We start from the raw sequence: 26,491 nt of genomic DNA on the forward strand, positions 1-26,491 counted from the left end.
CGGGTCCGCGTCCTCCGAGCTTCCATCGGCGGCGTGTTTGCGGTTCCGAGCCGGTCCTGACATGCCAATGTCCCTAAGCCGGGGCATGCTTTTGAAACTTGACCGAACCGTGGCGCTTCACTGTCCGACAACATCGGGCGCCATGCATCGACTGTTAGAGACCCACTAGCCATGCCACGTTTTGCCCGCCTCTTCGAAGCCGCCGCCGATACCCTCAACGCCTACTACCAAGCTGTCGCGGAGGGCAATATCGACAGTGTCATGGCACTCTGGATCGACGAGGAATTCGCCACTTTCATCTGTGCGGACGGTTCGCACCTGAGCGGCCTGGACAGCATTCGCGCGGGCCTTTCGGCGCAACTGGAGAACCGGCCGGTCACGGTCGAGCCACTCGATATCCGCGTCTACGACAGTCTCGGCACCGTGGTCTACGCCATCGCCGAAGCGCATCAGCCGGCCGAACCGGGCAGTTCGCCCATCATGGTGTTCAGCACCTATGTAATGGTCCACGAACGTGGGGAATGGCGCATTGCACATATCCACGCTAGTGCGATGCCAGACGAAGCCGCCGGCCAGGTTGCGGCGAAAATGCGACATGGACAAGGTCCGCTGCATTGACATCGGGTTTTGCGGGTACGCTGGGCAAGGTAGCTGGCGTCTGCGGCTCGACCATTGCTCTGCCAGGCCGATTGTGAAATCGACCGGCAAACCGACCGGCAGACCGCCTACCCGTTCGCATCCGGCATCCTGTGTGAAGACGCGCAATGAAACGCGATCCTGCTCATCTCATTCCTGACGCTCCGGCGCTCAATACCCGTTCTGCGCCTGAGCAGACCGCTTCGGCCGCTCTCGGTGCAGTGAGCCAACCAAAACCCGAACCGCTGGCCGAATGGCTGTACCGGCCACCTCGATGGCTGCCCACCGCGCATGCGCAGACGATCGTGCCGGCCTTGTTCGCGCAGCGGCCGGCGGTGAAATATCGGCGGGAACGATGGACAACCCCGGACAGCGATTTCATCGATCTCGACTGGCTGTCTTATGACGTCGATGGCGAGGGCCACACGCGCACGGCGCAAGGCGAACGACAGGAAGCGGTCTCCGTACCGATCGATGAAGCCAGGCCGTCGCAGAACGGAGGCTCGGCAGCAGCGCGGGCCGCATCCCCCTTCCCCGACCCGAGCGCCCCGCTCTTTGTGCTGTTCCACGGACTCGAAGGCAGCTCGGACTCGCACTACGCACGCGTGCTGATGGCCGAAGCGAAGGCGCGCGGCTGGTTTGGCGTCGTGCCGCATTTCCGCAGTTGCGGCGGCTCGATGAACCTCCTGCCGCGCTTTTACCATCTCGCCGATAGTGCCGAAGTCGACTGGGTCTTGCGTCGGTTAAAGGCGCAACATGCGGGGCCGGTGATCGCAGCAGGGGTATCGCTGGGCGGCAACGTGCTGCTGCGCTGGCTGTGCGAGCAGGAACAGGACGCAGCCGCCATCCTGGATGCCGCCGCGGCTATCTCCGCTCCTCTCGACGTCCACGCCGGCGGGCACGCAATATCGCAGGGTTTCGGCATGGTCTACACACGCAGTTTTCTCAAGACGCTCAAGCGCAAGGCGCTGGCGAAACTGGACCAGTATCCCGGCCTGTTTGACCGCGACGCCATGCTCGCGGCCCGCACCATGCACGCCTTCGATAACGCCGTGACCGCGCCGCTACACGGTTTCCGCGATACCGACGACTACTGGACCCGCGCCACCACGCGGCCCTATTTGCCGCGCATCGCCATTCCAACGCTGCTTCTGAACGCCCGCAACGACCCGTTCCTGCCTGGGCGCGTGTTGCCATCGGCGGCGGAGGTTTCGGCGGCAGTGACCCTCGATCAACCCGCGCATGGCGGCCACGTCGGTTTTATGACCGGGCCGTTTCCGGGGCGGATAGACTGGTTGTCGCAGCGGGTGTTCGGCTATTTGCAGACCCATGTGCGGCAGGCCAAACCCGCACAACCTTCACCGGATTCCGAGCATGGATGAGATCGTCAAACAGGCGCTGGCCAAATGGCCCAACGTCCCGCATTGCACCGGCTGGCTGCTGCTCGACCGGCGCGGCCAGTGGCGCATGCGCGACGACGCCACGCAGGCAGCAGGCCTTCCCGGCGATATCATCAGGCACGACGCGTTGCTCGGCTTCATCAACCGGAACTATGCCGCCGATGCCGACGGTCAGTGGTTCTTTCAAAACGGTCCGCAGCGCGTGTATGTTGAGCTGGGTTACACGCCGTGGATCGTGCGGCTGAGCGAGTTTCACGACGCGACGGACGACGCGCTGCGGCTGACCGATCACGCGGGCGGGCAGTTTGAGCCGGCGGCGGCTTGGCTTGACGATGAAGGCGGCGTGCTGTTCTCGGATGGTTCGGATGCTCCGCGCGTCGCCGCGTTGCACGATCACGATCTCGACCTGTTTTCCACCCACGCCGATCTCGACGATAACGGCGGCGTGTTCCATTTCGCGGCCGGCGTGGATCTGGCGCTGGGGCGTATCGATCGGGCGGATGTGGCGGGGAAGTTTGGGTTTGTTATGAGTCCGGCGGCGAATGCGGCGGTCTCGTAAAGCGTCCTAACTATCGTCCTTCTCCAACTCATGCTCTTCGTTGCAGGCTGAAACGCTGCGAACGGATAAGCGAAAACGATTTGAAAGGCTTATCGTAGCAGCGTGTGCGCGCCTGGACCACCCGTGCGCCGCTGTTATGATGAGCGCCCGTTGCAAGGAGAGGTTATGTCCGGACTTACACATTTCGATGCTTCTGGCGAAGCGCACATGGTCGATGTCGGCGACAAAAGCGAGACGCGTCGCGTGGCCATCGCGCGTGGTTCCATCGTAATGCTGCCCGCCACGCTCGCGCTGATCCGCGACGGCAAGGCTAAAAAAGGCGATGTACTCGGCGTCGCGCGCATCGCTGCGATCCAGGGCGCCAAACGCACCTCCGATCTCATCCCGCTATGCCATCCGCTGGCGTTGACGCGAGTGGCGGTGGATTTTTCCATCGATGAAAAACTTCCCGGCGTGTTTTGCGAAGTTCGCGTGGAAACGGTCGGGCGCACCGGTGTGGAAATGGAAGCGCTGACCGCCGTGCAGGTGGGACTGCTGACGGTTTATGACATGTGCAAAGCAGTGGACCGCGGAATGACGATCACCGATGTGAAGGTGCTGGAGAAGCACGGAGGGAAATCGGGGGATTGGGTGGCGGGGAGTTGAATTGAATTGAACGTTCCCTGCCCGCACTGAGCCCTCGTAAATCACTGCCGGTGCCCGGCAAGCAATAATATTTAGTCGAGAAAAAGGCAGTTCCAACGCGAGTCGGAACTGCCTTTTTTTCCAGCCACAATCGATATCTTCGACTTCAACGCCGCCGGCCTCACCGAGGCCGGCGATCAACCACTCGCTGCCTCAATCGTCCCCATCATCGCTATCGTCATCCGTAGTCGACGGTGCGGGCACGCCATACATCTTCATCAGTTCAGCCTTAAAGCCGGCCAGCGGCTTACCCTGATCGTCGAGCAACTGATAAACATCCGCCAGTTGTTGCGGCCAGTCGTGAAGCTCGGTGGAGAAGATCTTCAACCGGGCGATGGTATCGAGCGCGTCCTGCGACTGTCCGGCCAGCGCCTGCAGCACCGCATAGCGTCGCAACACAGTTTCCCCCGGCAACAAAGCCAGCGCCTGACGATGCATCGCGAGTTTCGTAGCGAGGTCCTGGCTGTTCATCGGCAGCAATGTCGCGGCACCGTACTCACCCCACGCGCGGAACAAGAACGACGGATCCTCGCGATATTGCTCAGCCGGTTGCGAGCCGTAATAGAGCACTTCCGACCGGTTGTAATCGCGCAAGATGGGGTACAGCGAAGCCAGTCCAAGCACCACCAGCACAACATACAACCCATAGGAAAACGACCGCGACACCCACCGCACCGGCCGCGTTTCGAGCAAGCCGAAGACCAACATTGCGGGCATCAGGAAAAACATGTACTGCTGCGGATACTCGACCAGCGCATGCATCATCAGCACGCCCAGCAGCGACAGCGCGAAAATCCGCGCCGGCGTATGCGGCGCACGCAGTACGCGCACGAGCCAGCACACCACGCTGAACAACACGATCGCCATGCCCAGCAGACCGGTTTTCGCGAGCAGATCGATAAAGATATCGTGCGAGTTGTTCGCAATCTCCACGCCGCCAAGCTCACGCACGAACTCGAACTGATGCAGCGGGAACTCGCCCCAGCCAACACCCAGCAACGGGTGCGTCAGGAACATGGTCCAGCCATACTTCCAGAGCGCAAGCCGCGGCGCGATCTGATTCGCGTCCTGCATCCGCTCGGCAGCCGATTGGCCAAGTTCAAGCTGAAAACGCAAGTTCGCCCAGCGAATCGCCGCATTCACGGCGAAGAACAACACGAGCAGCACGATCGGAATCAGCCACGCGCGCGTCTTGTTGCGAGCGGCACGGCTCGCAGGTCCATCCGGGTCATCCGCCAAGGTCGAGCGGCCCTGAATGAAGGCCATCCAGAATCCCCCGACCACGATCACGCCCATCTGCAACCACGGCCCCCGCGACACGGTCAGCGCAAGCCCTGCTGAAAATATGGCGGACAGGACGAGCCATGCGATCACCGGCAGACGTCGTGTCTGCACCAGGTAGAGCGCACCCGCCGTTGCGAATGCAATGTAGGTCGCAAGGTGATTCGCCTGCGCCATGTTGCCGAACGGCCGCCGCTCGATCGCGACGTTGTAGGCCACCACGAATGGCGAAAACTTCGGCTCCATGTGGAACAACTGCACGACCTGGCAGAACACGGCGAACAAACCACCCACGATCAACGCCGCAGCACCCCAGCGCAGCGCCTTCTCGGCCATACCCGCGCGCACGAAGCCATAACCGGTATGCACCGCGATAAACGATGCCAGCAGATAACCGCCGCCAAGCCAGTTCATCGACGGCTGGGACACCGGCAATACCACCGTCTGCGCCACGAGCAGAAAGCCGAGCACAAGCGGCATTAACGCGATAACCGGCGTCGCGAACGGCACCCGCGGTTCGGATAACCTCACGATCAATACCATTGCGCCACCAAGCACCAGGAACAGTCCAAGCGCGCTGAACTCGGCGTAGAAGGTCGGAATGGGATACGTGTGGTTGACGACCGCGAACGGAATCGTCAGCGCCAGGCAGAGGACAGCAAGAGAAAGGTAGCGCGCGATGTTTGAAGGCATGTGGGGTCGGGAACGTCGGCAACCGGCGCACTATACAAAAAATTACTCTTGCTGTGCGGCGCAGCGCATGAAATGCGCCGAAATCCGTGTCATTCCTGAAAATTCCGTGGTGGTTTTAGCAAAACATCGAGGCTGTCCGCAATCCGCGTGCTCGCTCACAAGCGCCATGACGACGATTCACTGCGATTACGGTTTCGTGCGGGCAGCCTTTCAGCTTCGCTAAGCGCCTTTCGACTCGCTAGGTCCGGCATTCCGGCGGTGCGAGATTAGGCGGCAACGTGGGTGCTTCCGAGGGCGATGGACCCGCGCCCGGCGCCGGCAAGGAAGACGCCGTTTTCGTGGCCGCAAAACATTCCCACGTGATCGATCCGGCCTGTACCGAACCCTTGGTCAGGACAGTTCGCGCCGTTGGCGTCTCGGCATTGTCCGGGGTTGAAGGCACAAGCACGAGCGTGTTCGATCCGGCCGGCGCCACGCGCGTGGAAAACGCGATGGTGACTTGCCCGTTGGTGTCGTCGACATGAATCGATTCCACGTTCCGGGTCCCCGGTGGCGACGCATATCCGCCGCCCAGATCCGATCCGCTGGCGGCGTTCTCCGCCACCGCCAACCGTGCCGACGACGCCAGCGACAAGCCCTCGCCCACCCGGCTGCGCGCCAGATAATCCTGATACGCCGGAATGGCGTAAGCCGCGACCACACCGACAATCGCCAGCACGATCATCAACTCGATCAACGTGAAGCCCGTTCCGAAACGCTTTATCTTGCCGCGCGTAATCAGCCTTCGAAACCAAGCTTTGCTACTGCTCGGACCACCTGCTTCATCTGACCTGCATACCGCTGCTGTTATTGCTGCTGCCATTGCTGAACTCCCAAAAAGACGAAGCGCCTGGTTGCGTAATGCAATCCAGACGCTTCGATCTTATTGAGCCCTACCCGGTCTCAACAGTCAGCCAGACGGCCAACGGTCGAACCGAAAATCAATGTGCGGCTTTTGCTTGCGCGGCCAGCGCGCGTCGGCGGAAGTACCAGCCGAAGCCCAGCACCAGCACCGCACCTATCACGTGCGCCGTGTATTCAACGCCCAGCAGATTCGATGCGGGCCATCGATCGAGGAACGGATCGTCGATCATCAACCCGCCCGCGATCCACCCGAGCAAACCGGCGCCGAGCGCAATCACGATCGGGAATTTATCGAGCAGCTTGAGCACCAGCGTGCTACCCCACACGATCAACGGAATGCTCACCAACAGGCCAAAGATAACCAGCGCCAGCCGATGTTGCGGATCCGCGGCTTCCGCAGCGCCCGCCACCGCAATCACGTTGTCGAGGCTCATGACGGCATCTGCCACGATGATCGTCTTGATCGCGGCCCAAAGCTGGTCCGCCGGCTTGATATTCGGGTTGCTGTGCTCCGGCATCATCAGCTTCACGCCGATCCACAACAGCATCAGGCCGCCAACAAACTTGAGGAACGGGACATCGAGCAGCAAGACCGCGAACGCAATCAACGCAACCCGCAAGACGATTGCCCCGAGCGTGCCGAGCAGCACGCCACGCGTGCGCTGCTGCGGCGGCAAATTCCTGCAGGCGAGCGCGATGACAACAGCGTTATCGCCGCCAAGGAGAATATCGATGACGATAATCTGTAGAACAGCGCCCCAGTGAAGCGTGGCGAAAAATTCGAGCATGAAAAAACCGGTGAGCGACAGCGACAGAAAAAACGCCCAATAAAAAAGCGGGGAAGCCTTGGCTCCCCCGCTTTTAGTATCGACGTTCTACGAAAGGCTTACGTAAGCATAGCGCAGCCCCGCGTTTTCTGTCGATCAGTCCTTCCTTAAAGCATCGCCTTCAACAAACGCGCCATTTCTGACGGGTTTTTCGTGACGGTGATACCGCAAGCTTCCATGATTTCCAGCTTGGCATCGGCCGTGTCCGCACCGCCCGAAATCAGCGCGCCTGCGTGACCCATGCGCTTGCCGGCCGGAGCCGTGACGCCCGCGATGAAGCCAACCACCGGCTTCTTCATGTTGTCCTTGATCCAGTAAGCCGCGTTCGCTTCGTCCGGGCCGCCGATCTCGCCGATCATGATCACGGCGTCCGTGTCGGGATCGTCGTTGAACATCTTCATGACGTCGATGTGCTTCAGACCGTTGATCGGATCACCGCCAATACCGACTGCCGACGACTGGCCAAGGCCAATAGCCGTCAACTGGCCAACCGCTTCGTACGTGAGCGTGCCCGAACGCGACACCACGCCAATACGGCCCTTACGGTGGATATGACCCGGCATGATGCCGATCTTCAGTTCGTCCGGCGTGATCGTGCCCGGGCAGTTCGGTCCGAGCAGCAGCGTCTTGCGATTTTCGCGACGCATACGGTCCTTGATCTCGAGCATGTCGCGCACGGGAATGCCTTCCGTGATGCAGATGGCGAGATCCAGGTCGGCTTCAACCGCTTCCCAGATTGCAGCAGCGGCGCCAGCCGGCGGCACGTAGATCACCGAAACGGTTGCACCCGTTTCAGCCTTCGCTTCCGCGACGCTTGCGTAGATGGGGATGCCTTCGAAATCTTCGCCGGCGCGCTTCGGGTTCACGCCCGCCACGTACGCTTCACGGCCGTTCGCATACTCGCGGCAAGCGCGGGTGTGGAACTGACCGGTCTTGCCGGTAATACCCTGGGTAATGACCTTGGTGTCTTTGTTGATCAGAATCGACATAGTGTGACCTCTGTTCGTCGACGCCGCTTTTCACCTGCGCACCTTGTTTCAAGGCGCGACGGGCGGAAAAGCGCCGCCTTTCGTGTCTGGTGGAACGCTCGTAATTGCCGGAAGACCCAGGCGCTTACTTGCCCTCGGCTGCTGCAACAACCTTCTGCGCAGCTTCTTCCATGCTGTCGGCCGCGATGATCGGCAAGCCTGAATCCGCCAGCATCTTCTTGCCGAGATCTTCGTTCGTGCCCTTCATGCGCACGACCAGAGGCACCTTCAGCGACACGGCCTTCGACGCTTCGATCACGCCTTCCGCGATCACATCGCAGCGCATGATGCCGCCGAAAATGTTCACGAGGATTGCCTTGAGGCCCGGGTTCTTCAACATGATCTTGAAGGCTTCCGTGACCTTCTCGGTCGTAGCGCCGCCGCCCACGTCGAGGAAGTTGGCCGGCTCGCCGCCGAACAGCTTGATCGTGTCCATGGTGGCCATTGCCAGACCGGCGCCGTTCACCAGGCAGCCGATGTTGCCATCGAGCGAGATGTAGGCCAGATCGAACTTCGATGCTTCCACTTCAGCCGGATCTTCTTCGTCGATATCGCGATACGCGACGATGTCCGGGTGACGGAACAGCGCGTTGGCGTCGAAGTTGAACTTGGCGTCGAGTGCGATCACCTTGCCGTCGCCGGTGACGATCAGCGGGTTGATTTCGGCCAGCGATGCGTCCGTTTCCCAGAATGCCTTGTACAGGCCTTGCAGGATCGCGCGTGCTTGCGGGATCGAGCCTTCCGGAATGCCGATCTTGCGCGAGAGGTCGTCGGCGTCTTTGTCGAGCAGACCCGTCGACGGCTCGACGGCGAACTTGTGCAGCAGTTCCGGCGTCTTTTCCGCGACTTCTTCAATGTCCATACCGCCTTCGCTCGATGCCATCACCACGACTTTTTGCGTGATGCGGTCGAGCACGAGGCCGATGTACAGTTCCTTCTTGATGTCCGCGCCTTCTTCGATCAGCAGGCGGTTCACCTTTTGGCCTTCAGGGCCGGTCTGGTGCGTGACGAGTTGCATGCCGAGGATCTGGTTCGAATATTCCCGAACCTGTTCCAGCGTCTTTGCAACCTTCACGCCGCCGCCCTTACCGCGACCGCCAGCGTGAATCTGAGCCTTGACGACCCATACCGGGCCACCCAGCTCTTCAGCGGCCTTGACCGCATCGTCCACCGAGAACACGGGCTTGCCGCGCGGGACCGCGACGCCGAACTTCCGCAGGATTTCCTTTCCCTGGTACTCGTGAATCTTCATGCGTGATTCCTTCAGTCTGAGAGTTGGATTGAACTTCGATTACTTGGATTAATGAGTTGCTTGAATTACTTGGATTACCTGAATTACGTTCAGCGTTGCTTCCGGCGTGTCCGGCGTGAACAGTACGCGCGTCCGGAGTCATGCTGATGTTTCCTGGTCGGCCAGTTCTGGGAACCTGCTCTTGCTAATTTGGCTAATTTCGCTGAGCCGGCTCCACGTCGCTTCCGGCCTTTTTGGAGTTGTCCTGATTCGCTATCCGGTCCGTCCCGCTGCGGGGCGCGTGGCCAAACCAGCGCGGATAATATTGGCGAACGGCTTCACCGTCGAAACGCAATGCGTTGCAACGGCCAAGCTGGAATGGGGGTTTGTCGGTTTCTTTTTCGGCTTCTGTGCCTGCTGCTGCGCTCTCTGAACTATCCGATGACGTGCCCGGCGCGCCGCCTTTTTCGGTGTTCCACACTTCGCCGGCGAATGCCTGGATGGCGGCGGTGGGCAACACGGCGCAGAGTTCGGTGATATGCGTGCAACCGGTCGTGCCGGCCAGCAAACGGCTGGATTCACGACGGAAATTCTGCACAAGATTGAGGCCGATGAGCGCGCCGTAAGCGGTGTTCGATGCTGCGCACAGACCCGCATACGGTGCCCACTCGGAAGCCGCTTCGGCGTCGACGATGGTGAACGTGCGGTCAATGGTGATGCGCAGCCAGAGTTCATGGATCGGCAGGCCTTGGGGCCGGACGCCCGCCGCGAGTTTGACGTCGCGCGGCTTTTCATCAGTTAGACAGGCTTCGATATCCCACAGGCCATCTTCGCGCTCAAACGCTTCCATTCGAATCGCGCGGCGATGGCGCAACTGTCGGGAAACGGGCGGAGAAAGCGGCATGTGCAGAGGAAGGCCGGAATGAGAAAACGCTGAAATTTTACCATACTGGCCATTTTCAGCCGGACCGAGTTCCCGTGGGGAAGCTTGAGGAGGAATGCGCCGGCTGGCGCGGCGGTTTATTTCGCGATGGCGGCGGGTGATGGGGGATTCCGCTCAACGTCGGGGTTGGGGTTTTTGTTTGTGCTTTTGGGGAGGGGGTTTGTGGTGTTGTGCGGTGTTTTGCGGGCCGTTAGCGCTTTGTTGGTGCGTCGTTTTTATCGAGCCGGCTGAGGCATGAAGCGTCCATTGTTCGCGCGTTAGGGCCTCAGTCATGTCCGTTCGTTGCACGCTTGAGGGCCTAATTTCCGTTGGCGCCTATTCGTCCATGAATTCGTCTTCGCCCGCTTTCAGCACTTTCACGATCGTCCCGCCGTTGAACCCTCGCGTAGCGAGAAAGCGCGCTTGTTTCGCACGCTCGGCCGGTGTCGTCGGTAGTTCGCCGAATTTCTTGCTCCAGACTTCGCGAGCACGAGTGAGCTCGGTCTTGTTCAATTCGGCGCCGGCGTCCTGAATCAACGTTTCGTCGATACCGTTACGCTTCAACTCATTGACGATCCGGCTTGTGCCAAGGCGAGTGCCTCGCCGATGAACCACGCTCTCGACAAATCGCTCATTCGACAACCACCCTTCACGCTCCAGCGCGTCGAGTAAGGTATCGAGCGAATCGCCTTCGGCGAGATGGGGTGTCAGCTTGCGGGATAACTCAGCGCGGCTGTGTTCACGGCGCGATAAATAACCCAGAGCACGGCCGCGCAACGATAGCTGCGGCCCCTTTCGCTTGGAATCGCCCGTTGTCGATGATTTTCCACGTCCGGCAGATCCGCGCGAATAAACCGGCTCGGCGTTTTGGCTTTCGCTAACCGCATCCACATCAGTTGCCGATGGCGCGCACTGCTCGAACGGCTCGAATGGATCGGCTATGTCGATGGTGGTGTCTTGCTGAATGCCCGGAGAAATAACCGGGGGTTTCGATTGCGATTTTCTGGCAACTTTTGCAGGTGCGGCCTGTGATTGAACAAGCGTCTGTTCCAGCACCGCCCGAGCGCGCTTTAAGCGTTCCTCGGCGTCGACTGCGTCCAAACCAGCGGTCGAATCAGGCTGCGACGGTTCAATTCGTTGCTCGTCAACTTGCTGCACAGCCGCGATATCGGCGCTTTCGGCGTTTTTCTCGTCAGCCGGTTTTGCTGACTTCGGCACCGCGCGACGGCTGGTTTTTCGGTCGGTGGATCGCTCGAAAACATCGTCGCCGTCAGCAGGCTGAGGTGAAGATTTTCCACGCGAGGTCGAGCCGGTCGCTTTGCGTCCCGACAACCCGCCGCGTCCAAATTTGCTGCGATCACTCGATCGCTCGTACTCAGCCGGGGTCTCTGCCGATGCGCGATCCGAAGAAGATGACCGCGCCGACGCACCACCGCCAAACGATCCGCGTTTCGGATACGCACGATCACTCGACCGTTCGAACACCGGATCGCTGTCCTGCTGCGTGGTTTCACCGGCAGCTTCCAGGCTTGCGGCGATTGCCTCAGCCTTGCTGGTGCCGGACGACAGGCTTGAACCACCCGGGCGTCCAAAGCTGCTTTTTCTGGCGAAGCTGCTGCCGCTGCTACTGCCAGCACTCTTGCCGCTGGAAAAACCACCGCCCTTATTAAACCCACTGCTCCCGCTCTTCTCGCCGGAAGCCCCGCCGCTCTTCGAGAAGCTGTTTCCAAACGAACGACGCGCCGGCGCAGATCCCTCCGCACCGGCGCGTTCGCTTGCTGCTGCGCGGTATCGATCGCTGCTTCTTTCATAGCGATCAACTCCTTCCTCGGCGCTGGGACTTTCGTCTTGGTCGCTTATGGAATTCGAGCCGTCCGGATCTTCCTTTGCATCCTGCTCCGCGTCACGATTTGAATCGCGACCGGTCTTTGATCCGAACCGGCTCTTGCTGCGCATCATCTTTACCGCCTAAAACTCATTCTTCTTCATCTGCCACTTCGGCAACACCCGGTGCAACTGCGTCGGCCATTGCATTGACGCCCAGCGACTCGCGAATCCTGTTTTCGATTTCACGCGCCATTTCAGGATTCTCACGCAGGAATTCGCGTGCGTTGTCCTTACCCTGGCCAATCCGTTCGCCGTTATAGCTGTACCAGGCACCGGCTTTATCAACCAGCTTGGCTTGCACGCCCAAGTCGATGATTTCGCCCTGACGCGAGATACCTTCGCCGTAGAGGATGTCGAAAATGGCTTCGCGGAACGGCGGCGCAACCTTGTTCTTCACCACCTTCACGCGGGTTTCGTTGCCGATCACTTCGTCGTTCTTCTTGATCGAACCAATACGGCGAATGTCCAGACGCACCGATGCGTAGAACTTCAGCGCGTTACCACCCGTGGTGGTTTCCGGATTGCCGAACATCACGCCAATCTTCATGCGAATCTGGTTGATGAAGATCACGAGGCAGTTCGTACGCTTGATCGTGCCGGTCAGCTTGCGCAGCGCCTGCGACATCAAACGCGCTTGCAAACCAGGCAACGAGTCGCCCATTTCGCCTTCGATTTCAGCCTTCGGCACCAGGGCCGCAACCGAGTCGATCACGATCATGTCGATGGAACCCGAGCGCACGAGTGCGTCGCAGATTTCCAGCGCTTGCTCGCCCGTGTCCGGCTGCGAGATCAGCAGATCCGATGCGTTGACGCCAAGCTTCTGCGCGTAAGCGATGTCGAGCGCGTGTTCCGCGTCAATAAATGCTGCCGTGCCGCCGATCTTCTGCATTTCGGCAATCACTTGCAGCGTCAGTGTGGTCTTGCCCGACGATTCCGGACCGTAGATTTCCACTACGCGTCCACGCGGCAAGCCGCCAACGCCCAATGCAATATCCAGTCCGAGCGAACCGGTGGAGACCACTTGAATGTCTTCAATGGCTTCGCCGGCGCCGAGTCGCATGATCGACCCCTTGCCGAATTGCTTCTCGATCTGCGCGAGCGCAACGGCCAGCGCCTTGCTCTTCTCTGCAGACATCCCGCCCGGGCCTTTCTTGCTATCTTCCATGAATCGTCCTTTGCTATGATGAACGGCGTCTGGCGCATGCCCTTGGGACTTTTTTCCGGTTGGGCGCACTGCTGCAGACACTGTATAAAAAAACAGGTGTTTTTGCAAGTCCGATCGGAGCGCGTAGTTTCAGCGCCACGTTCGACCCATGCGGGACACCACTACACCTGGAGACCGCCGCGCCGGGCGAATTGCGGTGCCGGCAATGCTTTTTGCGCACACTACGATGCGAATCCTCATTGCCGAAGACGACAGCATACTCGCGGACGGTCTCATTCGATCACTCCGCCAATCGGGCTATGCCGTAGATCATGTGAAGCACGGCGTGGACGCGGACAACGCGCTTTCGCTCCAGACTTTCGACCTTCTGATCCTTGATCTGGGCCTGCCGATGATGTCCGGCCTGGAGGTCCTGAGACGCCTCAGAGCCCGCAATTCTCAGATACCCGTGCTTATCCTGACGGCCGCCGACAGTGTCGACGAACGCGTCAAGGGCCTCGACCTCGGCGCCGACGACTACATGGCCAAACCGTTCGCGCTGAACGAACTCGAAGCCCGCGTGCGCGCCCTTACCCGGCGCGGCGCGGGCGGCGGCCCCACCGTCGTCAGACATGGCGCGCTCGCGTTCGATCAGGTCGGGCGCATTGCGTCCATCAACGACCAGGTGATCGAGTTATCGGCACGCGAACTCGGCGTGCTTGAAGTGCTGCTGCAGCGGGTCGGGCGACTGGTCTCGAAGGAACAGCTCGTCAACCACCTTTGCGAGTGGGGCGAGGAAGTCAGCAATAACGCGATCGAAGTCTATGTCCATCGGCTAAGAAAAAAAATCGAGCCCGGTGGGGCGCGCATCATAACCGTTCGCGGGCTAGGCTATAGCCTTGAAAAAGCCGTTGCCGCGGTGGCGAATCCTGCACCGTCTGCCCCGGCAAACCCCGACGAGCCAGTCTCGCCCAGCCAGCAGTACAAGTAACAGTAACCACGAGTAACCACGCCATGGGCTCGCCAGCGTCCCCCGAACGCGCCGCTCCGGCGTTGCGCGAGCTGACACCTCTCTCGCCGGATTTGCCCGAAGCCGACCCCGACGCTTCCCGCGACGCGCGTTATGCAAATCCGTTCGCGCCGCCCGACGAGCTCGAGCCCGACGGCGAGCCCGCGCCGCGTTCACTATTCGGCGAGATCCTGGACTGGATGCTCGCGCCGCTGCTGCTTCTGTGGCCAATGAGTATTGCGGTCACGTATCTCGTCGCCAAGTCGATCGCGAACGGGCCGTTCGACCGCGCGCTCGAGACGGATGCCTACGTGCTCGCGCGGCAGATCGCGCCGGTGAACGGCGTAGCGGAATTGCGGCTGCCGAACGCCACGCGAGACTTCCTGCGCGCGGATAACGTGGACAGCGTGTTTTTCCAGGTGCTGGGAACGCGCGGCGAACTGGTAGGTGGCGATGCCGATATGCCCTTGCCCCACGACGATGACCGGCCGCAGCCCGGCATTGTGGAGTTTCGCGACGACGTGCTGCGCGGCAACGACATCCGCGTCGCTTACACGACGGTGGAAGCGCCGACGCTCGCTCATCCGGTGCTGGTCCAGGTGGCCGAAACGCTCGATAAACGCAGCCAGTTGGCTAACGACATCATCAAGGGCGTGATCCTGCCGCAGTTCGTGATCTTGCCGCTGGCTATTGTGCTGGTCTGGTTCGGGCTGTCGCGCGGGCTCGCGCCGCTGCATGCGCTGCAAGCGAATATTCGCGCCCGGCGTCCCGACGATCTTTCGCCGCTCGAAGCCAGCCGCGCGCCGCCTGAAATCGCGCCGTTGGTGGCGTCGTTCAACGACCTGCTCAACCGGCTCGAGCAGAACATGCAGTTGCAGAAGCGGTTTATAGCCGACGCCGCGCATCAGATGAAAACGCCGCTTGCGGGCTTGAGGACACAGGCCGAGCTGGCGTTGAGGCAGGATGTATCGGCGGAAGTGCAGCGCTCGCTTGAACAGATAGCGACAAGTTCCGAGCACGCGGCGCGGCTGGTGACGCAACTGCTTGCATTGGCTCGGGCGGAGAACCGCATGTCGGGCCAAATTTTCTCGCGCGTGGAGTTGACCGATCTCGCGCGGCTCGCCGTGCGCGACTGGGTGCAGGCGGCGTTGGCCAAGCGGATGGACATTGGTTATGAGGAGCCGCCCAATCCGGTCGAGGTGGAAGGCAACGCGGTGATGTTGCGCGAGATGCTGTCGAATCTTATCGATAACGCCATTCGCTATACCCCGCCCGGAGGCCGGATCACGGTCCGCGTGCGCACCGACGAGTCCGACACGCGACACGTCTTTCTCGAAGTGGAGGACACGGGATTGGGCATTCCGGCGGCGGAACGCACGCGTGTGCTTGAGCGGTTCTATCGCATTCTTGGGCGTGAAGGCGATGGCAGCGGACTTGGTCTTGCCATCGTTCGGGAGATCGTGACGATGCACGGCGGCACGCTTGATATAGGCGATCACGTGTACTGCGAAGCGCCGCGACAAGCTGGAACGCTTGTCAGGGTGGGCTTACAACGGGTTTATCCTGCCCGGGACAAACCCTGATCGGCGCCCGCCTGATATTTTTGCACGACCCAATTTAAGCCGACGTTACCTACTTTATTGAGATAGAAGAAAGCATATTTGAATCATTTAGATCAATCAGAAGATAAGAAAACGTCTGAGCGCTCTCCCCCTCCGCGTCAGAACGCCGTAAGTTTTCCTTCCAATAATCAATGCACGGCGCTGCTATCCGCGGTTGCCATTCAAAGATCAATACAGGAGACGACTTCATGGCAACGGTCGAGGGGCGCATTTCCCACTCGCCGATGACGAGCGAAGAACGACGCGTGATTTTCGCGTCATCGCTAGGCACGGTGTTCGAGTGGTATGACTTTTATCTGGCGGGCTCGCTTGCCATCTATATAAGCAGGACGTTCTTCTCCGGCGTCAATCCGACGGCCGCGTTCATCTTCACCTTGCTCGGTTTTGCGGCGGGTTTTGCCGTGCGGCCGTTCGGCGCGATTGTGTTCGGGCGTCTCGGCGATATGGTCGGCCGCAAGTACACCTTCCTTGTCACCATTGTGATCATGGGTCTGTCGACGTTCGTGGTCGGGCTGCTGCCCGGATACGGCACGATCGGGATTGCCGCGCCTGTGCTCTTCATCGCGATGCGGCTGCTGCAGGGGCTCGCGCTCGGCGGGGAATACGGAGGGGCGGCGACTTACGTGGCTGAACATGCGCCCGCCAACAAGCGCGGCGCGTGGACAGCGTGGATCCAGACCACGGCTACGCTTGGGCTGTTCATCTCGCTGCTCGTGATCCTGATCGTGCGGAGTTCTGTCGGCGAGGAAACGTTCGGTGCATGGGGCTGGCGCGTACCGTTCCTGGTGTCGATCGTGCTGCTCGGCGTCTCCGTGTGGATCCGGTTGAAACTGCATGAATCGCCGGTGTTCGAGCGCATCAAGTCGGAAGGGAAGACGTCGAAGGCGCCGCTGACCGAAGCGTTTGGGCAGTGGAAGAACCTCAGGATCGTGCTGCTCGCGCTGTTCGGGCTGACGATGGGACAGGCCGTTGTTTGGTACACGGGCCAGTTCTACACGCTGTTTTTCCTGACGCAGACGCTGAAGGTTGATGGCACCAGCGCCAACATCATGGTGGCGGTGGCGTTGTTGATCGGGACGCCGTTCTTCCTGTTCTTCGGGTCGCTGTCCGACAAGATCGGGCGCAAGCCGATCATCATGGCCGGCTGCCTGATTGCCGCGCTGTCGTACTTCCCGCTCTTCCACGCGCTGGCTCACTACACGAATCCGACGCTGGAAGCCGCGACGGCCAAGGCGCCGATCAGCGTGATTGCCAATCCGGACGAGTGTTCGTTCCAGTTCAACCCGGTGGGTACGTCGAAGTTCACGAGCTCCTGCGATATTGCCAAGAGCGCGTTGTCGAAGGCCGGCTTGAACTACGAGAACGTGGCCGCTCCGGCGGGGACGATCGCGCAGGTCAAGGTGGGCGACACCGTGGTGGATACGTATGACGGCAAGGCTGCGGATGCGAAGGAGAAAGGCGCCGCGTTCGACAAGACGCTGGCTGGCACGCTGAAGTCGGCGGGTTATCCGGCGAAGGCGGATCCAGCGCTGATCAACTGGCCGATGGCTATTGTGATCCTGACCATCATGATGATCTTCGTGACGATGGTTTATGGGCCTATTGCCGCGATGCTGGTCGAGATGTTCCCGGCGCGGATCCGGTACACGTCGATGTCGCTGCCTTATCACATTGGCAATGGCTGGTTCGGCGGGTTCTTGCCGGCGACAGCGTTTGCTATCGTGGCCGCGAAGGGGAATATTTTCTCGGGGCTGTGGTATCCGATTGTGATCGCCTTGGTCGCGTTCGTGATCGGGATGCTGTTTGTCAAGGAGACGCGCGGGACGGCGGTTTATGACTCGGATTGATTTTTGGGCGGTTTGGGGAGCGATTGTGGGGTGGTCGCTTTCAGGGCTACCTTGTCTCCAGGAATGAGCCTGGAAGGGGTTGACAGGTTTCGCAACCCTCTTCATAATCTCGATCTCTTGGCGAATTAGCTCAGCCGGTTAGAGCGACGGAATCATAATCCGCAGGTCCGGGGTTCGAATCCCTGATTCGCCACCAAGATTGACGCGAGGCCCGCTGCTCCTACTGGACAGCGGGCCTTTCGCTTTGCGCGGTGAGCCAGTTTGTGAGCCATCTCATGCACAAACTGCCGCACTTGTATCGCAATCGCTTCGGCGTCTATTACCTCCGCCTGGTCCGCTCTGGCAGGGAAACGAAAAGATCACTGCGCAGCAAGGACTTCCGGCAAGCTAAACTTTTGGCTCTCGCGTTCAACCTTGAACTAGCCATGAAGACGCCGAAAGAGCAGCCGAGCGCCGCCGATTTCATCCTTGACGCCGAGGCGCTCAAACGGCTCGATGTCGTCTTCCCGGACGGCACCCAAGTCAAGGACATCAACACCGATGAGGACGTGCGCCGCGCCAAGGAGCTTTTTGGAGCGCGATTCGAGACCGCGGTCCCGTTCGACGCGCCCATTCTCCCGCCCCAAACGCTCGCGTTGATTGAGCGGCAGCGGGAAGCGGCGGAAGCCACAAAACGGCCCGGAAAACGGTTCTCCGACGTCGTTAAGCTCTACAAGCGCGAAAAGGCCCTCGACAACACCGCCCGCACGATCACGGCCAAAAGCGGCGCGTTCGACGACTTCTCGAAAACAGCGGGCGAGCGGCCGATGGATGCATATTCCCTTGACGACGCGATTGGTTATAAAAACCAGCTCATCGAAAACGGCGGCAGCGCAAGTCGCATCAATTCGAAGCTTTCCTACCTCCGGGATTTGTTCGGATACGCCGTGGCGAATGGCCAGCACCCTGGGCCAAATCCTTTTGAAAACGCCAAGGTTTCAACAAAGTCGAAACTCGAACAGCAAAAGCGATCGTATAAGCCGTTCTCCGCCGATGACCTGAAAACAATCTTTTCGCCGGAGGCGTACGCCTTGAGAATGGACAAGCCGGCTTATCGCTGGCTGCCCTTTTTGGCATTGTATTCAGGCGCGCGCCTCGAGGAGCTCGCAAGCCTTTCTCTCAGCCAAATTCACCAAGATGGCGACGTTTGGTTTTTTGAAATTGCGAAAGCCAAAAACGCGAATTCCCAGCGCCGAATTCCGCTTCACCGTGCGATCGTTGAATCCTCATTTCTTGCTTACGTCGAAAGCGTCAAAAAGAGCGGCGCCACTCAGCTTTTTCCGGAGCTCAAACCCGGCAAAAACGGTTACGGCAAGAATGTCACGCGGCGCTTTGCCGATTATCTCGACGAACGGTTGATAACCGACGACCGCAAGGTTTTTCACAGCTTCCGGCACACCTTCATCGCGCGCATGTCAGCACGGAACGTTCATCCTGCGATGCTCATGGCTTTGGTCGGCCACTACGATCAAGCCAAAGTGGATTTCAGCAGCCCGCATTTCACAAATTACCAACACGACAAGTCGCTTGCCGAACTCAAACAGACCATCGATCTACTCGACATCGAATTGCCGCTGACCTTCTAAACAAGAATCGCCTCGACTTATGCGCCCCGGAATTTATGCGGAATGCATCGCGCATGCAGCCTCAGGGAGAAAAGCGCTCCGATTCATAGATTTTTATTGACGCCCGAGAACCGCGAAGCGCAATCTTCTCACTGCGCGCGGCATTCCAAAGAGACACGTCCTCGCCGCGCAATAATAAAAAATCAGCGGCTGGCGGGGTTAATGATGAGAGAGCATCAGACCAAGAAAGAGCGGCTTACCATTTATTTGGTCAAAGACGCAAAACTGCGCGACGAGCAAATCGTCAAAACCGACCGAACGAAACCGGTGGTCAACCTTAAAATTTCTTCCGGCAGCGCGAGCCTTTACGTGAAAGACGGACCGCCGCCCAAGATCCCCGAGTGGACCACTTTCCTCGTCGAAAATCAGGATGTTCCTGAGCATCTGTTTCTCGGCAGCCGCTCTGAAGCCGCCGTTCTGATTTTTCGCGATGCTGACGTGGCCTTCGCGCTCACGTTCGGCATGGGCTTCCACCTCCTGAATTTGGATTTGATGGAGCGCGATTTTGGGCTGCGCGTGACGCTCAACTCAATCGCTCCCGACAAACTGCGCAGCCTCGACAAGGCGAGCTATGAGGCGAATCCGCTGAACACGAGAAACCAGAGCCCAAAAGACGCGGACATTTTCGACCTGCACATCGACACTGAAATGGATATGGTCTACGCGCTCACCGGCGCGTCCACCGAACCGATGTTCGGCGAACATGTGACAGGCCGTGACGCGCTGACGATCATGCCGGATGCTCGGCTGGATGACCTGCCCAAGATATTGGCTGCGGCTCTTGCTCGCTACAAAGCGAAGATGCCCGAAAGGTTCTCATGGGTCGACAACGTGAATCGAGTTCGAGAGCCCGACACGCTGGAAATCCTTGACCTAATGCTCACGGACTTGTTGCAAGCAGACCCGCCAGGGGAGAACGTCTGGCTGGGAGAGCCCGAGATCGTGGACTGGGAAGCGCAGACGGGCTACTCGTTCGACCAGCGCGCGCGAACCGCGAGGCATCCCACCTTGCAGTTGAGCCAATTGATCGACCACATGGCCGATCACGGCGTGAAGCCGAGCGCTGAATCGTTCAAGGATCAGGCGGTCCACGTCAACGACGCCAATTACGAGTCGATCAAGCGGTGGTCGGCCTATCGCTGCGTCTACGCCGAACTGCCCATGGGCGGGAAGACGTTCATCCTCAGAAATGGCGCTTGGCATTCCGTCAGCGACGATTTCGTCAGCCGGATTGACATCACCCTTTCTTCGCTCGAAATCGACAAGCAGGACATGCCGGTCTACAAGCACCCCAGCGAGGGCGCCTACAACGAAAGCGTCGCGCACGACACCGCTGGCTATGAGCTGCTCGACAAGAAGAACATCTCGTTCGGGGGCTCTTACGACAAAATCGAATTCTGCGACCTAGTTCGCGATGGCCACGAATTGATCCACGTGAAGTTCTATCGCAGCTCGGCGACCCTCAGCCATTTGTTTGCGCAAGGCAGCGTCTCTGCGGAGACGTTCGTCAAGCATCAGGATTTCAGGGTCAAGCTCAACGAGAAATTGCCCGCCGGAATCAAACTCATTGATCCGCTCGTCCGCCCTGCGGCCGAGAAGTATCGAGTGGTCTACGCTATCGCCACCGTCAAGACGCTGCCCGCCGAGTTGCCATTCTTCTCCAAAGTCACGCTGAAAAACGCGGTGATGACGCTCAGGGCTCTAGGCTTCGGTGTCGCGCTGGCGAAAATCGACGTTGACCCGGAGTTCCTCAAAACGGCGAGCTACAAGCCCGCAGACGCGGCGTTCGCGCCGTCTTCCGCCGCGATGGCATCGCCTGCCAAACGCAAGGGGCGCGGCGCGCCACCGCACAGCCCGCCGCCCGCGCACTGACTGACAAGGCACGCCCCACGACATGAGCATCAGTTCTTTCTTCGCCGACGTTTTCCACGCTCCGCTCCGCAACATCCGCTGGTCCTGGGGCGCGCACAACCCCGACACCGGAGTGGTGGCGTTGCGCTTGTGGCGCGATCGCATTCGCCCCGAGCACGGCGACATTGAGGTTTTTACGTAGGCCGCCCGCAAGACGCTGGGCAAAACGAGCGAGCGCAGCACCTGAGCTTCATTGAAGGCGGGGCGCGGGCATTCGGCGTGGTTTGCGACCGCGACGCTCCTCCGCCCGGAATGGCGTCGAGCTCGATCAGCGATTTCGATCGCGACAATCTGCTGGCTCTCGGCGACATCTCAAAAGAGCCCACCGGTTCGTGGCGAGCGAAGATCATCGGCTCGGCCTCCGTCTCCGACTACCTGGCCTCATTGCCGTCGGTCGAGACGGACAAGAGGACATCGCGCAGATTCAAAACGAGCCCGGACTCGCAGTCACCGATCGCATGACGCTCGCGAAAGCAAGGCTTGGCCAAGGGACATAGAAGGCCAAGATGCTCGCCCTATGGGGGCACCAGTGCGCAGTCTCGGGCTGCGCGGTCCCAGAGGCTCTGCGCGCATCGCACGCGAAGCCTTGGCGGCACAGCGCGCCTGCTCGACAATCAAAGTTGACGCGCCCGAGTCAAAATCCGAAGGACGGCGAGGATAGGGTTTGAGCGCGGCGCGCCGAAACCGATCGCAAAGGCGTGGCGCTTGCGCTGGATGCATCTCGGGGCCTCCCGCTCCGCAAGGGCCTTGCTCACCAGTTGCCTTCCTTGATTTGCGCCGCTCTCGGCTTCGCGCAAGGGCTTTCTCGGGTTTTTATCCGCTCAGCCCCCTGATTGTGCGCTGATGCTGCTCCACTAGATCATCCGGCATTTTTTCGATCGCGCCAGCCAGCTTGACGAACAACTCGCCCCTCGCTTCGTTGGGCGTGCATCCGAAGCGCTCTTTGAAGGCCCGGCTGAACGTCGAATCGCTCGCGAACCCCACTGAATAGGCCACCTCCGCGACTCGCTGGCGCGCATGTTTAGGCGAAGTCAATCGCCTCAGCGCTTCGTCCAGGCGCTGGTCTTTAATTCGTTTGGCCACTCCGCCCGACTCGCCCGATTCGGCGAACAACTCGTAAAGCGCGGTGCGCGATATCCCCAATGCTTTGCAAAGCGCGGCAGGCCCTAAATCTGGATCCAACAGATGCTGCTCGATGTAAGAGGCCGCTTGCGCTCGAAGCATTGGGGCCAGGCGAGGGTCTCCCTGCGCAACCCGCTCTTGGGCTTTTGGCAACAGGCACGCGGCCAACAAGTCCAGTGTTCCATTGACGATGATCGGCATCTGCTCTTCGGTCATCGTCGCAGCAAGTCGCGCGAGGGCGTGCATGTGAGCCGCGAACAGCTCTCCGATCGCGTCATCAGCCGCCCAACTCGCGCCATGAATTTGCGAACCCTGCGGCAGCCGTCGATCGAGCGCGGAGCGCGCGACGCTCAGCGTGATCATCGGCGCATCGATGGCGAATCCGATGTTTTCGACCGCGAGGTCCCGAATGGCGACGGAATTCAACGGGACGCGCTGCTGGCCCTCTGCAAATTCAGACGTTAGCTGCCCGCCGACCAAGCAATGCACCAGATACTGATTTATGCCGGACAGGGCGATTTTGCGACGCGTGCGGTGGAATTGCACCTCTCCCTGAGCGGCATGGCGCGTGAGCAACATGGGCCCCAGGTCCCACGTGTCGACGCTGGCCGCGAAAGAAATGTCCTTTGGCCGCTTCACGTCATACATCGGCCTCAGCGCTTCTCGCCAAATCTCTTCGGCATCGTCTTCTTTGAAATACGTGCTCTCGAAACGAATGTGCTGCGGCATGGTTTTTTTCGGCGCTGGATTTTTCCGAATAGTAGCCGCGTATGTGACCCGGCGCAGGCTGAGTTCTCTTGCCAAAGCCGTGAATCGGCAAAAAAACACACCCTCAGGACGAATCGTCAATGTTCCCCGGATTTTTCGCCGGAAGGATGCGGGCCGTCGTGCCGATGATTAAGGACATGAAACACGGCATTGATCCGCCGTGGCTTATCTAAAGGCCAAGAGGGGAAGAGAAATGCTTAACCACGAGAAAGACCTGTCCGGGGGATTGCCCGGCAGGCTGCCGGACGCGCGCCGGATTGCCCGTGTCGCTGGCCGACCGGGGCTCACAACCATGCCGACGTCGCGTCGGGGCTCACGGCTTTTTGCGCGAACGCGGACGCTCTCGCGCGGCAGACGCAATCGCTTCGAGTTGCGCGCGCTCACTCTCGCGCCGACCTGCGGCATCCAGGCGCGCCCTAAGCGTCTCTCGTTCACGGGCGATGGACGCGATGTCCTCGACGATCCGCAAGATCGCGCGGCGGTCGTCTCGCGGGAGGTCCCCGATTTGGGCGGCGATGGCGCCAGCGTCTTCGCCCGAGCTCCCGCGGTAATCACCCAGAAGAGCACTGAGCGGGCAAGAGAAAAGCTTGGCGAATTGCCCGAGCCTATGAAGGCTGGGCGCGATGACGCCGTTTTCAATCCTAGAAATCGTTTCCTTCTCCACCTCGATCTCGTTGGCGACTCTCAATTGCGTGAACCCCGCGGCTTTGCGCTGGGCTGCGATTGCGGCGCCGACTTTCCGAATCAAATCATCGGGGGGCGCGCCTGCGGCTTTCATGCTGTCTCCCTGCGTCACATTTTTACGACGCGAGTGGATATTTTCGCGCGAACCGTGACACAAGAATTGACGTCTGACGTTACGATATAGACGTAAAACATCACTTTAATAACGCATGACGTCATCGCCGCCGTTTGAGCGGCAGGCCGTCGCGCGCCACGAGGAAACAAAAACAATGAAATCGACCATCCGTCGCTCGGCCATCGCTGCCGCAACTGCGTCTGTTTTTTTGTCCGCCTGCGGGGGCGGCGGATCGTCGTCGACGACGGGAGCCGCGGCGCCCGCGTCCGGCGCGAGCGCCGCGCCCGCAACGCCGATTTCCGGCGCCACGCCCGCGACTCCGGCTTCGGGCGCCAGCTCAACCCCGGCCGCCTCGGCCGCCATCTCTTTGTTCGCGGCTCCTGGCGCCGCAGTCAGCGATTACGCCGCGACGGGCGACATCATCAATGACTCGTTGGGCTTCATGAACGCCAAGCGCGCGCAGCTCGGGTTGCCGCCGGTCGCGTTCCAATCCGCCGTCGCCCAAGCCGCGGCGAACCATTCGCTCTACGTTCAAACGAACAATGCGCCTGGGCACTACGAAACCGCGGGGACGCCCGGATTCACGGGCGCGACGCCCACCGATCGAGTCAACGCGCTGTATCCGACAAACTCCGCAGGGGAAATCGTCGCGGGGCAAACCGGCGCTTTCCCCACGTCCGTCGAGCCGATCGACGCGTTGTTCGACGCGCCGTTCCACCGCGCGATCATGGTTTACGACTGGGTGTTCGCCGGGCCCGGCGCGGCGCTGACCGCGGATCCGGCAAAGTGGTCGGCCCTGACCGTCGACTTCGCCGACCACAAAACGGTCGTCCCCGACGACAAGCTCGTCGCCTATCCCTACCCCGGCCAAGCCAACGCTAAGGCGTCGTGGCTGGACATCGAATCGCCCGACCCCCTCGCGGGCTCGGGCCAGCTCTACTCGGGGCAGACCGTCGGCTATCCCGTCACCCTTTCCGGCGCAGGGAACGCCGCGTTCTCGAACATTGTGTTCGTGATCACCGACCCGACAGGCGCGGCCGTGCCTTGCCAGGAAGTCGACAACAGCAACAACGCGGAGGCGACGCGGCTTGCTCTGTGTGTGCCCTTCAAGCCCCTCAATCCGTCGACGACCTACAACGTCGCGGTGACGGGCTCGCTGACAAACACGTCGATCCCGAACCCCCAAGCTTTCGCCGTGAGCTGGTCGTTCACGACACAGTCCGCATCGGCCGCGACGGCGAAAGCGGCGACGACTGGCGGGTCGGGCAACGCCGCCGCGCGTCGCTTCCTGAACTGACCCGCGATGAGTGAAACCCCGTCCATGAAAGCCGGCCATTGCCTAGGCAATCCATTACCGCAAAGGAACACGACAATGAAACGGTTCGCAAACATTGCCGCGAGCTTCGCGCTGGCGGCGCTCAGCGAGTCAGCCTGGGCGCAGGCCGCGTTGGCCCCGCCCGCAGCCCTGCCTTTGGCGCAAGCGCAGGCCCCGGCGTTCGCCGTGGGGGATGAGTGGGAATTCGCATACACGAACGTCTTGGAGCCGCGCCGGAACAACAACTTCACGCAACGGATCGTCAGCGTCGCTGGCGGCCAAGCCGTCCTGGCCGTCGGCGACGGCCGCGCGGGGCCGACGGTTCTGGACGCAAGCGGCAACATCACGAGCGGCGGAGGCGGCGCTTACGAGCCAAGCGACGGAAGGCTGCAATTTCCCTTGGCCGTCGGGAAGTCTTGGTCAGCTTCCTATATCTACAAATCCGGCAACTGGATTTCGCATTGCGATCGCGAAGCCAAGGTTGTCGGCGTCGAGCGCATCGACACGCCAGTTGGTCCGCTCGACGCGTTCAAGATCGAACAGAAGACCTCATGGTCAGGAAACGACCAATACGGCGGCCACGGCGTGACGCATGAGACGGATTGGTATGCGCCGGCGGTCGGGCGCATCGCGCGGCTCGATTACCAAGACATCCCCGTCAAAGGGCCGGCGACGACCACGCATGTCGAACTGACGCGCTGGCGCCCGGCGGCGCCCTGACCCAATCATTTATTTCGCCCGGCTCCGCATGGACTCGGGCGTCCAGGGCGGCGAAAACCGCTGACCGGACAAGACATCAACTCATTGATCGAAAGAGGGCTTTTACGATGAACCGTGTTTCAAACGCGCTGCATCCCCGCGACTTCCAAGCCGCCAAGGTCCGTTTGCTCGCGATTTCCTCGCGAACCACGTCCATCGCGCTGATCGCCGCCCTGTCACTCGCGGCATGCGGTGGCTCGCCCAGCGAAAGCGACGTGCGAGCGGCCTTGATAAAGCAACTGGACGCCAGCCAAGAGCAAACAAGGCAGATCGCCGGCAAGAACGCTTTCATGGACAGCTTGGCCGACGAACAACGAAACGGCATTTCGCAATTGAAGTTGGTCGGATGCAAGTCGGACGGCGAAAAATCCTATTTGTGCGACATCGCGGGCAAAGCGGGGGCGATGCAACTGCGCATGCTCAAAGGGCCGGACGGCTGGATTGCGGCCGAAGCCGGGAAGGGTTGATGGCCGGCCAAAG

General features: G+C 60.4%; 24 protein-coding genes and 1 tRNA gene. 15 read left to right on the forward strand and 10 right to left on the reverse strand.

The window, feature by feature from the left end:
- Positions 1-171 precede the first annotated feature (171 nt).
- The 4 genes from AWB69_RS01360 to moaC all read left to right on the forward strand — a co-directional run bounded on the left by AWB69_RS01360 (position 172) and on the right by moaC (position 3,240).
- Positions 172-618, forward strand: a complete 447-nt coding sequence (locus AWB69_RS01360; protein WP_062081245.1) for a nuclear transport factor 2 family protein — start codon at positions 172-174, stop codon at positions 616-618.
- 146 nt (positions 619-764) lie between these two features.
- Positions 765-2,018, forward strand: a complete 1,254-nt coding sequence (locus tag AWB69_RS01365) for a YheT family hydrolase (RefSeq protein ID WP_062081247.1) — start codon at positions 765-767, stop codon at positions 2,016-2,018.
- On the forward strand, positions 2,011-2,595 hold the full coding sequence (locus tag AWB69_RS01370) for a DUF2946 family protein (protein ID WP_062081250.1): 585 nt from the start codon (positions 2,011-2,013) through the stop codon (positions 2,593-2,595). The genes AWB69_RS01365 and AWB69_RS01370 overlap by 8 nt, the downstream gene beginning before the upstream one ends.
- Positions 2,596-2,760: 165 nt before the next feature.
- Complete coding sequence (gene moaC / locus AWB69_RS01375; RefSeq protein ID WP_062081252.1) at positions 2,761-3,240, forward strand: cyclic pyranopterin monophosphate synthase MoaC; 480 nt, start codon at positions 2,761-2,763, stop codon at positions 3,238-3,240.
- Between the two features lie 192 nt (positions 3,241-3,432).
- On the opposite strand, the gene AWB69_RS01380 is transcribed toward moaC, so the two are convergent.
- The 8 genes from AWB69_RS01380 to recA form a co-directional block, all read right to left on the reverse strand.
- Complete coding sequence (locus AWB69_RS01380) at positions 3,433-5,253, reverse strand: PglL family O-oligosaccharyltransferase (RefSeq protein WP_062081254.1); 1,821 nt, start codon at positions 5,251-5,253, stop codon at positions 3,433-3,435.
- A 238-nt stretch (positions 5,254-5,491) separates the two neighbouring features.
- The gene (locus AWB69_RS01385) at positions 5,492-6,115 is read right to left on the reverse strand and encodes a pilin (protein WP_082913219.1); all 624 of its coding nucleotides are present in this window, start codon (positions 6,113-6,115) and stop codon (positions 5,492-5,494) included.
- A gap of 118 nt (positions 6,116-6,233) precedes the next feature.
- Positions 6,234-6,944, reverse strand: coding sequence for a TerC family protein (locus AWB69_RS01390; RefSeq protein WP_062081256.1), 711 nt, complete (start codon positions 6,942-6,944; stop codon positions 6,234-6,236).
- A gap of 146 nt (positions 6,945-7,090) precedes the next feature.
- A complete protein-coding gene (gene sucD, locus AWB69_RS01395; protein ID WP_031359567.1) occupies positions 7,091-7,972 on the reverse strand; it encodes a succinate--CoA ligase subunit alpha in 882 nt (293 codons plus the stop codon).
- Positions 7,973-8,096: 124 nt separating this feature from the next.
- Positions 8,097-9,278 (reverse strand): ADP-forming succinate--CoA ligase subunit beta, encoded by a 1,182-nt coding sequence (gene sucC, locus AWB69_RS01400; RefSeq protein ID WP_326972956.1) that lies wholly within the window; start codon positions 9,276-9,278, stop codon positions 8,097-8,099.
- A 178-nt stretch (positions 9,279-9,456) separates the two neighbouring features.
- Complete coding sequence (locus AWB69_RS01405; protein WP_062081263.1) at positions 9,457-10,146, reverse strand: DUF2889 domain-containing protein; 690 nt, start codon at positions 10,144-10,146, stop codon at positions 9,457-9,459.
- Positions 10,147-10,500: 354 nt separating this feature from the next.
- Positions 10,501-12,123, reverse strand: a complete 1,623-nt coding sequence (recX, locus tag AWB69_RS50675; RefSeq protein ID WP_062081265.1) for a recombination regulator RecX — start codon at positions 12,121-12,123, stop codon at positions 10,501-10,503.
- A 16-nt stretch (positions 12,124-12,139) separates the two neighbouring features.
- Positions 12,140-13,216 (reverse strand): recombinase RecA, encoded by a 1,077-nt coding sequence (gene recA, locus AWB69_RS01415; protein ID WP_062081268.1) that lies wholly within the window; start codon positions 13,214-13,216, stop codon positions 12,140-12,142.
- Positions 13,217-13,442: 226 nt separating this feature from the next.
- Here recA and AWB69_RS01420 point away from each other — a divergent pair, with 226 nt between their 5' ends.
- The 8 genes from AWB69_RS01420 to AWB69_RS50680 all read left to right on the forward strand — a co-directional run bounded on the left by AWB69_RS01420 (position 13,443) and on the right by AWB69_RS50680 (position 21,916).
- A complete protein-coding gene (locus AWB69_RS01420; protein WP_062081368.1) occupies positions 13,443-14,186 on the forward strand; it encodes a response regulator transcription factor in 744 nt (247 codons plus the stop codon).
- Positions 14,187-14,209: 23 nt separating this feature from the next.
- Positions 14,210-15,787 carry a sensor histidine kinase gene (locus AWB69_RS01425; RefSeq protein WP_082913220.1) on the forward strand — a complete coding sequence of 526 codons (1,578 nt, stop codon included), beginning with the start codon at positions 14,210-14,212 and terminating at the stop codon, positions 15,785-15,787.
- A gap of 227 nt (positions 15,788-16,014) precedes the next feature.
- Positions 16,015-17,673: an MFS transporter gene (locus AWB69_RS01430; RefSeq protein WP_062081270.1), complete on the forward strand. Its 1,659-nt coding sequence runs from the start codon at positions 16,015-16,017 to the stop codon at positions 17,671-17,673.
- Positions 17,674-17,792: 119 nt separating this feature from the next.
- A tRNA-Met gene (locus tag AWB69_RS01435) sits at positions 17,793-17,869 on the forward strand.
- A 79-nt stretch (positions 17,870-17,948) separates the two neighbouring features.
- Positions 17,949-19,298: a site-specific integrase gene (locus AWB69_RS01440; RefSeq protein ID WP_062081272.1), complete on the forward strand. Its 1,350-nt coding sequence runs from the start codon at positions 17,949-17,951 to the stop codon at positions 19,296-19,298.
- Between the two features lie 201 nt (positions 19,299-19,499).
- Entirely contained in the window at positions 19,500-21,209 is a 1,710-nt protein-coding gene (locus AWB69_RS01445; RefSeq protein ID WP_063977730.1) for a TIGR04141 family sporadically distributed protein, read from the forward strand.
- 22 nt (positions 21,210-21,231) lie between these two features.
- Positions 21,232-21,390, forward strand: a complete 159-nt coding sequence (locus tag AWB69_RS47440; protein WP_156528698.1) for a hypothetical protein — start codon at positions 21,232-21,234, stop codon at positions 21,388-21,390.
- Between the two features lie 364 nt (positions 21,391-21,754).
- Entirely contained in the window at positions 21,755-21,916 is a 162-nt protein-coding gene (locus AWB69_RS50680) for an HNH endonuclease (protein ID WP_407923000.1), read from the forward strand.
- 145 nt (positions 21,917-22,061) lie between these two features.
- Here the strand turns inward: AWB69_RS50680 and AWB69_RS01455 are convergent, their stop codons facing one another.
- Positions 22,062-23,099, reverse strand: a complete 1,038-nt coding sequence (locus AWB69_RS01455) for a helix-turn-helix domain-containing protein (RefSeq protein ID WP_062081275.1) — start codon at positions 23,097-23,099, stop codon at positions 22,062-22,064.
- 352 nt (positions 23,100-23,451) lie between these two features.
- Complete coding sequence (locus AWB69_RS01460) at positions 23,452-23,916, reverse strand: helix-turn-helix transcriptional regulator (RefSeq protein WP_062081278.1); 465 nt, start codon at positions 23,914-23,916, stop codon at positions 23,452-23,454.
- Between the two features lie 175 nt (positions 23,917-24,091).
- On the opposite strand from AWB69_RS01460, the gene AWB69_RS01465 reads away from it, so the two are divergent.
- From AWB69_RS01465 to AWB69_RS01475, 3 genes are all read left to right on the forward strand, one after another.
- Entirely contained in the window at positions 24,092-25,234 is a 1,143-nt protein-coding gene (locus AWB69_RS01465) for a CAP domain-containing protein (protein WP_062081371.1), read from the forward strand.
- A gap of 24 nt (positions 25,235-25,258) precedes the next feature.
- Positions 25,259-25,972 carry a hypothetical protein gene (locus tag AWB69_RS01470; RefSeq protein ID WP_156528699.1) on the forward strand — a complete coding sequence of 238 codons (714 nt, stop codon included), beginning with the start codon at positions 25,259-25,261 and terminating at the stop codon, positions 25,970-25,972.
- A 107-nt stretch (positions 25,973-26,079) separates the two neighbouring features.
- The gene (locus tag AWB69_RS01475; RefSeq protein ID WP_062081282.1) at positions 26,080-26,478 is read left to right on the forward strand and encodes a hypothetical protein; all 399 of its coding nucleotides are present in this window, start codon (positions 26,080-26,082) and stop codon (positions 26,476-26,478) included.
- The last annotated feature ends 13 nt before the right edge of the window (positions 26,479-26,491 follow it).

Origin of the sequence: Caballeronia udeis (genome assembly GCF_001544555.2) — a bacterium.
GTDB classification, from domain to species: Bacteria; Pseudomonadota; Gammaproteobacteria; order Burkholderiales; family Burkholderiaceae; genus Caballeronia; species Caballeronia udeis.

Bases quoted from the DNA above. Each gene is read 5' to 3' on its own strand.
- AWB69_RS01360 (WP_062081245.1), top strand. From the start codon at position 172: ATGCCACGTTTTGCCCGCCTCTTCGAAGCCGCCGCCGATACCCTCAAC.
- AWB69_RS01365 (WP_062081247.1), top strand. From the start codon at position 765: ATGAAACGCGATCCTGCTCATCTCATTCCTGACGCTCCGGCGCTCAAT.
- AWB69_RS01370 (WP_062081250.1), top strand. From the start codon at position 2,011: ATGGATGAGATCGTCAAACAGGCGCTGGCCAAATGGCCCAACGTCCCG.
- moaC (WP_062081252.1), top strand. From the start codon at position 2,761: ATGTCCGGACTTACACATTTCGATGCTTCTGGCGAAGCGCACATGGTC.
- AWB69_RS01380 (WP_062081254.1), bottom strand. From the start codon at position 5,253: ATGCCTTCAAACATCGCGCGCTACCTTTCTCTTGCTGTCCTCTGCCTG.
- AWB69_RS01385 (WP_082913219.1), bottom strand. From the start codon at position 6,115: ATGGCAGCAGCAATAACAGCAGCGGTATGCAGGTCAGATGAAGCAGGT.
- AWB69_RS01390 (WP_062081256.1), bottom strand. From the start codon at position 6,944: ATGCTCGAATTTTTCGCCACGCTTCACTGGGGCGCTGTTCTACAGATT.
- sucD (WP_031359567.1), bottom strand. From the start codon at position 7,972: ATGTCGATTCTGATCAACAAAGACACCAAGGTCATTACCCAGGGTATT.
- AWB69_RS01405 (WP_062081263.1), bottom strand. From the start codon at position 10,146: ATGCCGCTTTCTCCGCCCGTTTCCCGACAGTTGCGCCATCGCCGCGCG.
- recX (WP_062081265.1), bottom strand. From the start codon at position 12,123: ATGATGCGCAGCAAGAGCCGGTTCGGATCAAAGACCGGTCGCGATTCA.
- recA (WP_062081268.1), bottom strand. From the start codon at position 13,216: ATGGAAGATAGCAAGAAAGGCCCGGGCGGGATGTCTGCAGAGAAGAGC.
- AWB69_RS01420 (WP_062081368.1), top strand. From the start codon at position 13,443: ATGCGAATCCTCATTGCCGAAGACGACAGCATACTCGCGGACGGTCTC.
- AWB69_RS01425 (WP_082913220.1), top strand. From the start codon at position 14,210: ATGGGCTCGCCAGCGTCCCCCGAACGCGCCGCTCCGGCGTTGCGCGAG.
- AWB69_RS01430 (WP_062081270.1), top strand. From the start codon at position 16,015: ATGGCAACGGTCGAGGGGCGCATTTCCCACTCGCCGATGACGAGCGAA.
- AWB69_RS01440 (WP_062081272.1), top strand. From the start codon at position 17,949: ATGCACAAACTGCCGCACTTGTATCGCAATCGCTTCGGCGTCTATTAC.
- AWB69_RS01445 (WP_063977730.1), top strand. From the start codon at position 19,500: ATGATGAGAGAGCATCAGACCAAGAAAGAGCGGCTTACCATTTATTTG.
- AWB69_RS47440 (WP_156528698.1), top strand. From the start codon at position 21,232: ATGAGCATCAGTTCTTTCTTCGCCGACGTTTTCCACGCTCCGCTCCGC.
- AWB69_RS50680 (WP_407923000.1), top strand. From the start codon at position 21,755: ATGCTCGCCCTATGGGGGCACCAGTGCGCAGTCTCGGGCTGCGCGGTC.
- AWB69_RS01455 (WP_062081275.1), bottom strand. From the start codon at position 23,099: ATGCCGCAGCACATTCGTTTCGAGAGCACGTATTTCAAAGAAGACGAT.
- AWB69_RS01460 (WP_062081278.1), bottom strand. From the start codon at position 23,916: ATGAAAGCCGCAGGCGCGCCCCCCGATGATTTGATTCGGAAAGTCGGC.
- AWB69_RS01465 (WP_062081371.1), top strand. From the start codon at position 24,092: ATGAAATCGACCATCCGTCGCTCGGCCATCGCTGCCGCAACTGCGTCT.
- AWB69_RS01470 (WP_156528699.1), top strand. From the start codon at position 25,259: ATGAAAGCCGGCCATTGCCTAGGCAATCCATTACCGCAAAGGAACACG.
- AWB69_RS01475 (WP_062081282.1), top strand. From the start codon at position 26,080: ATGAACCGTGTTTCAAACGCGCTGCATCCCCGCGACTTCCAAGCCGCC.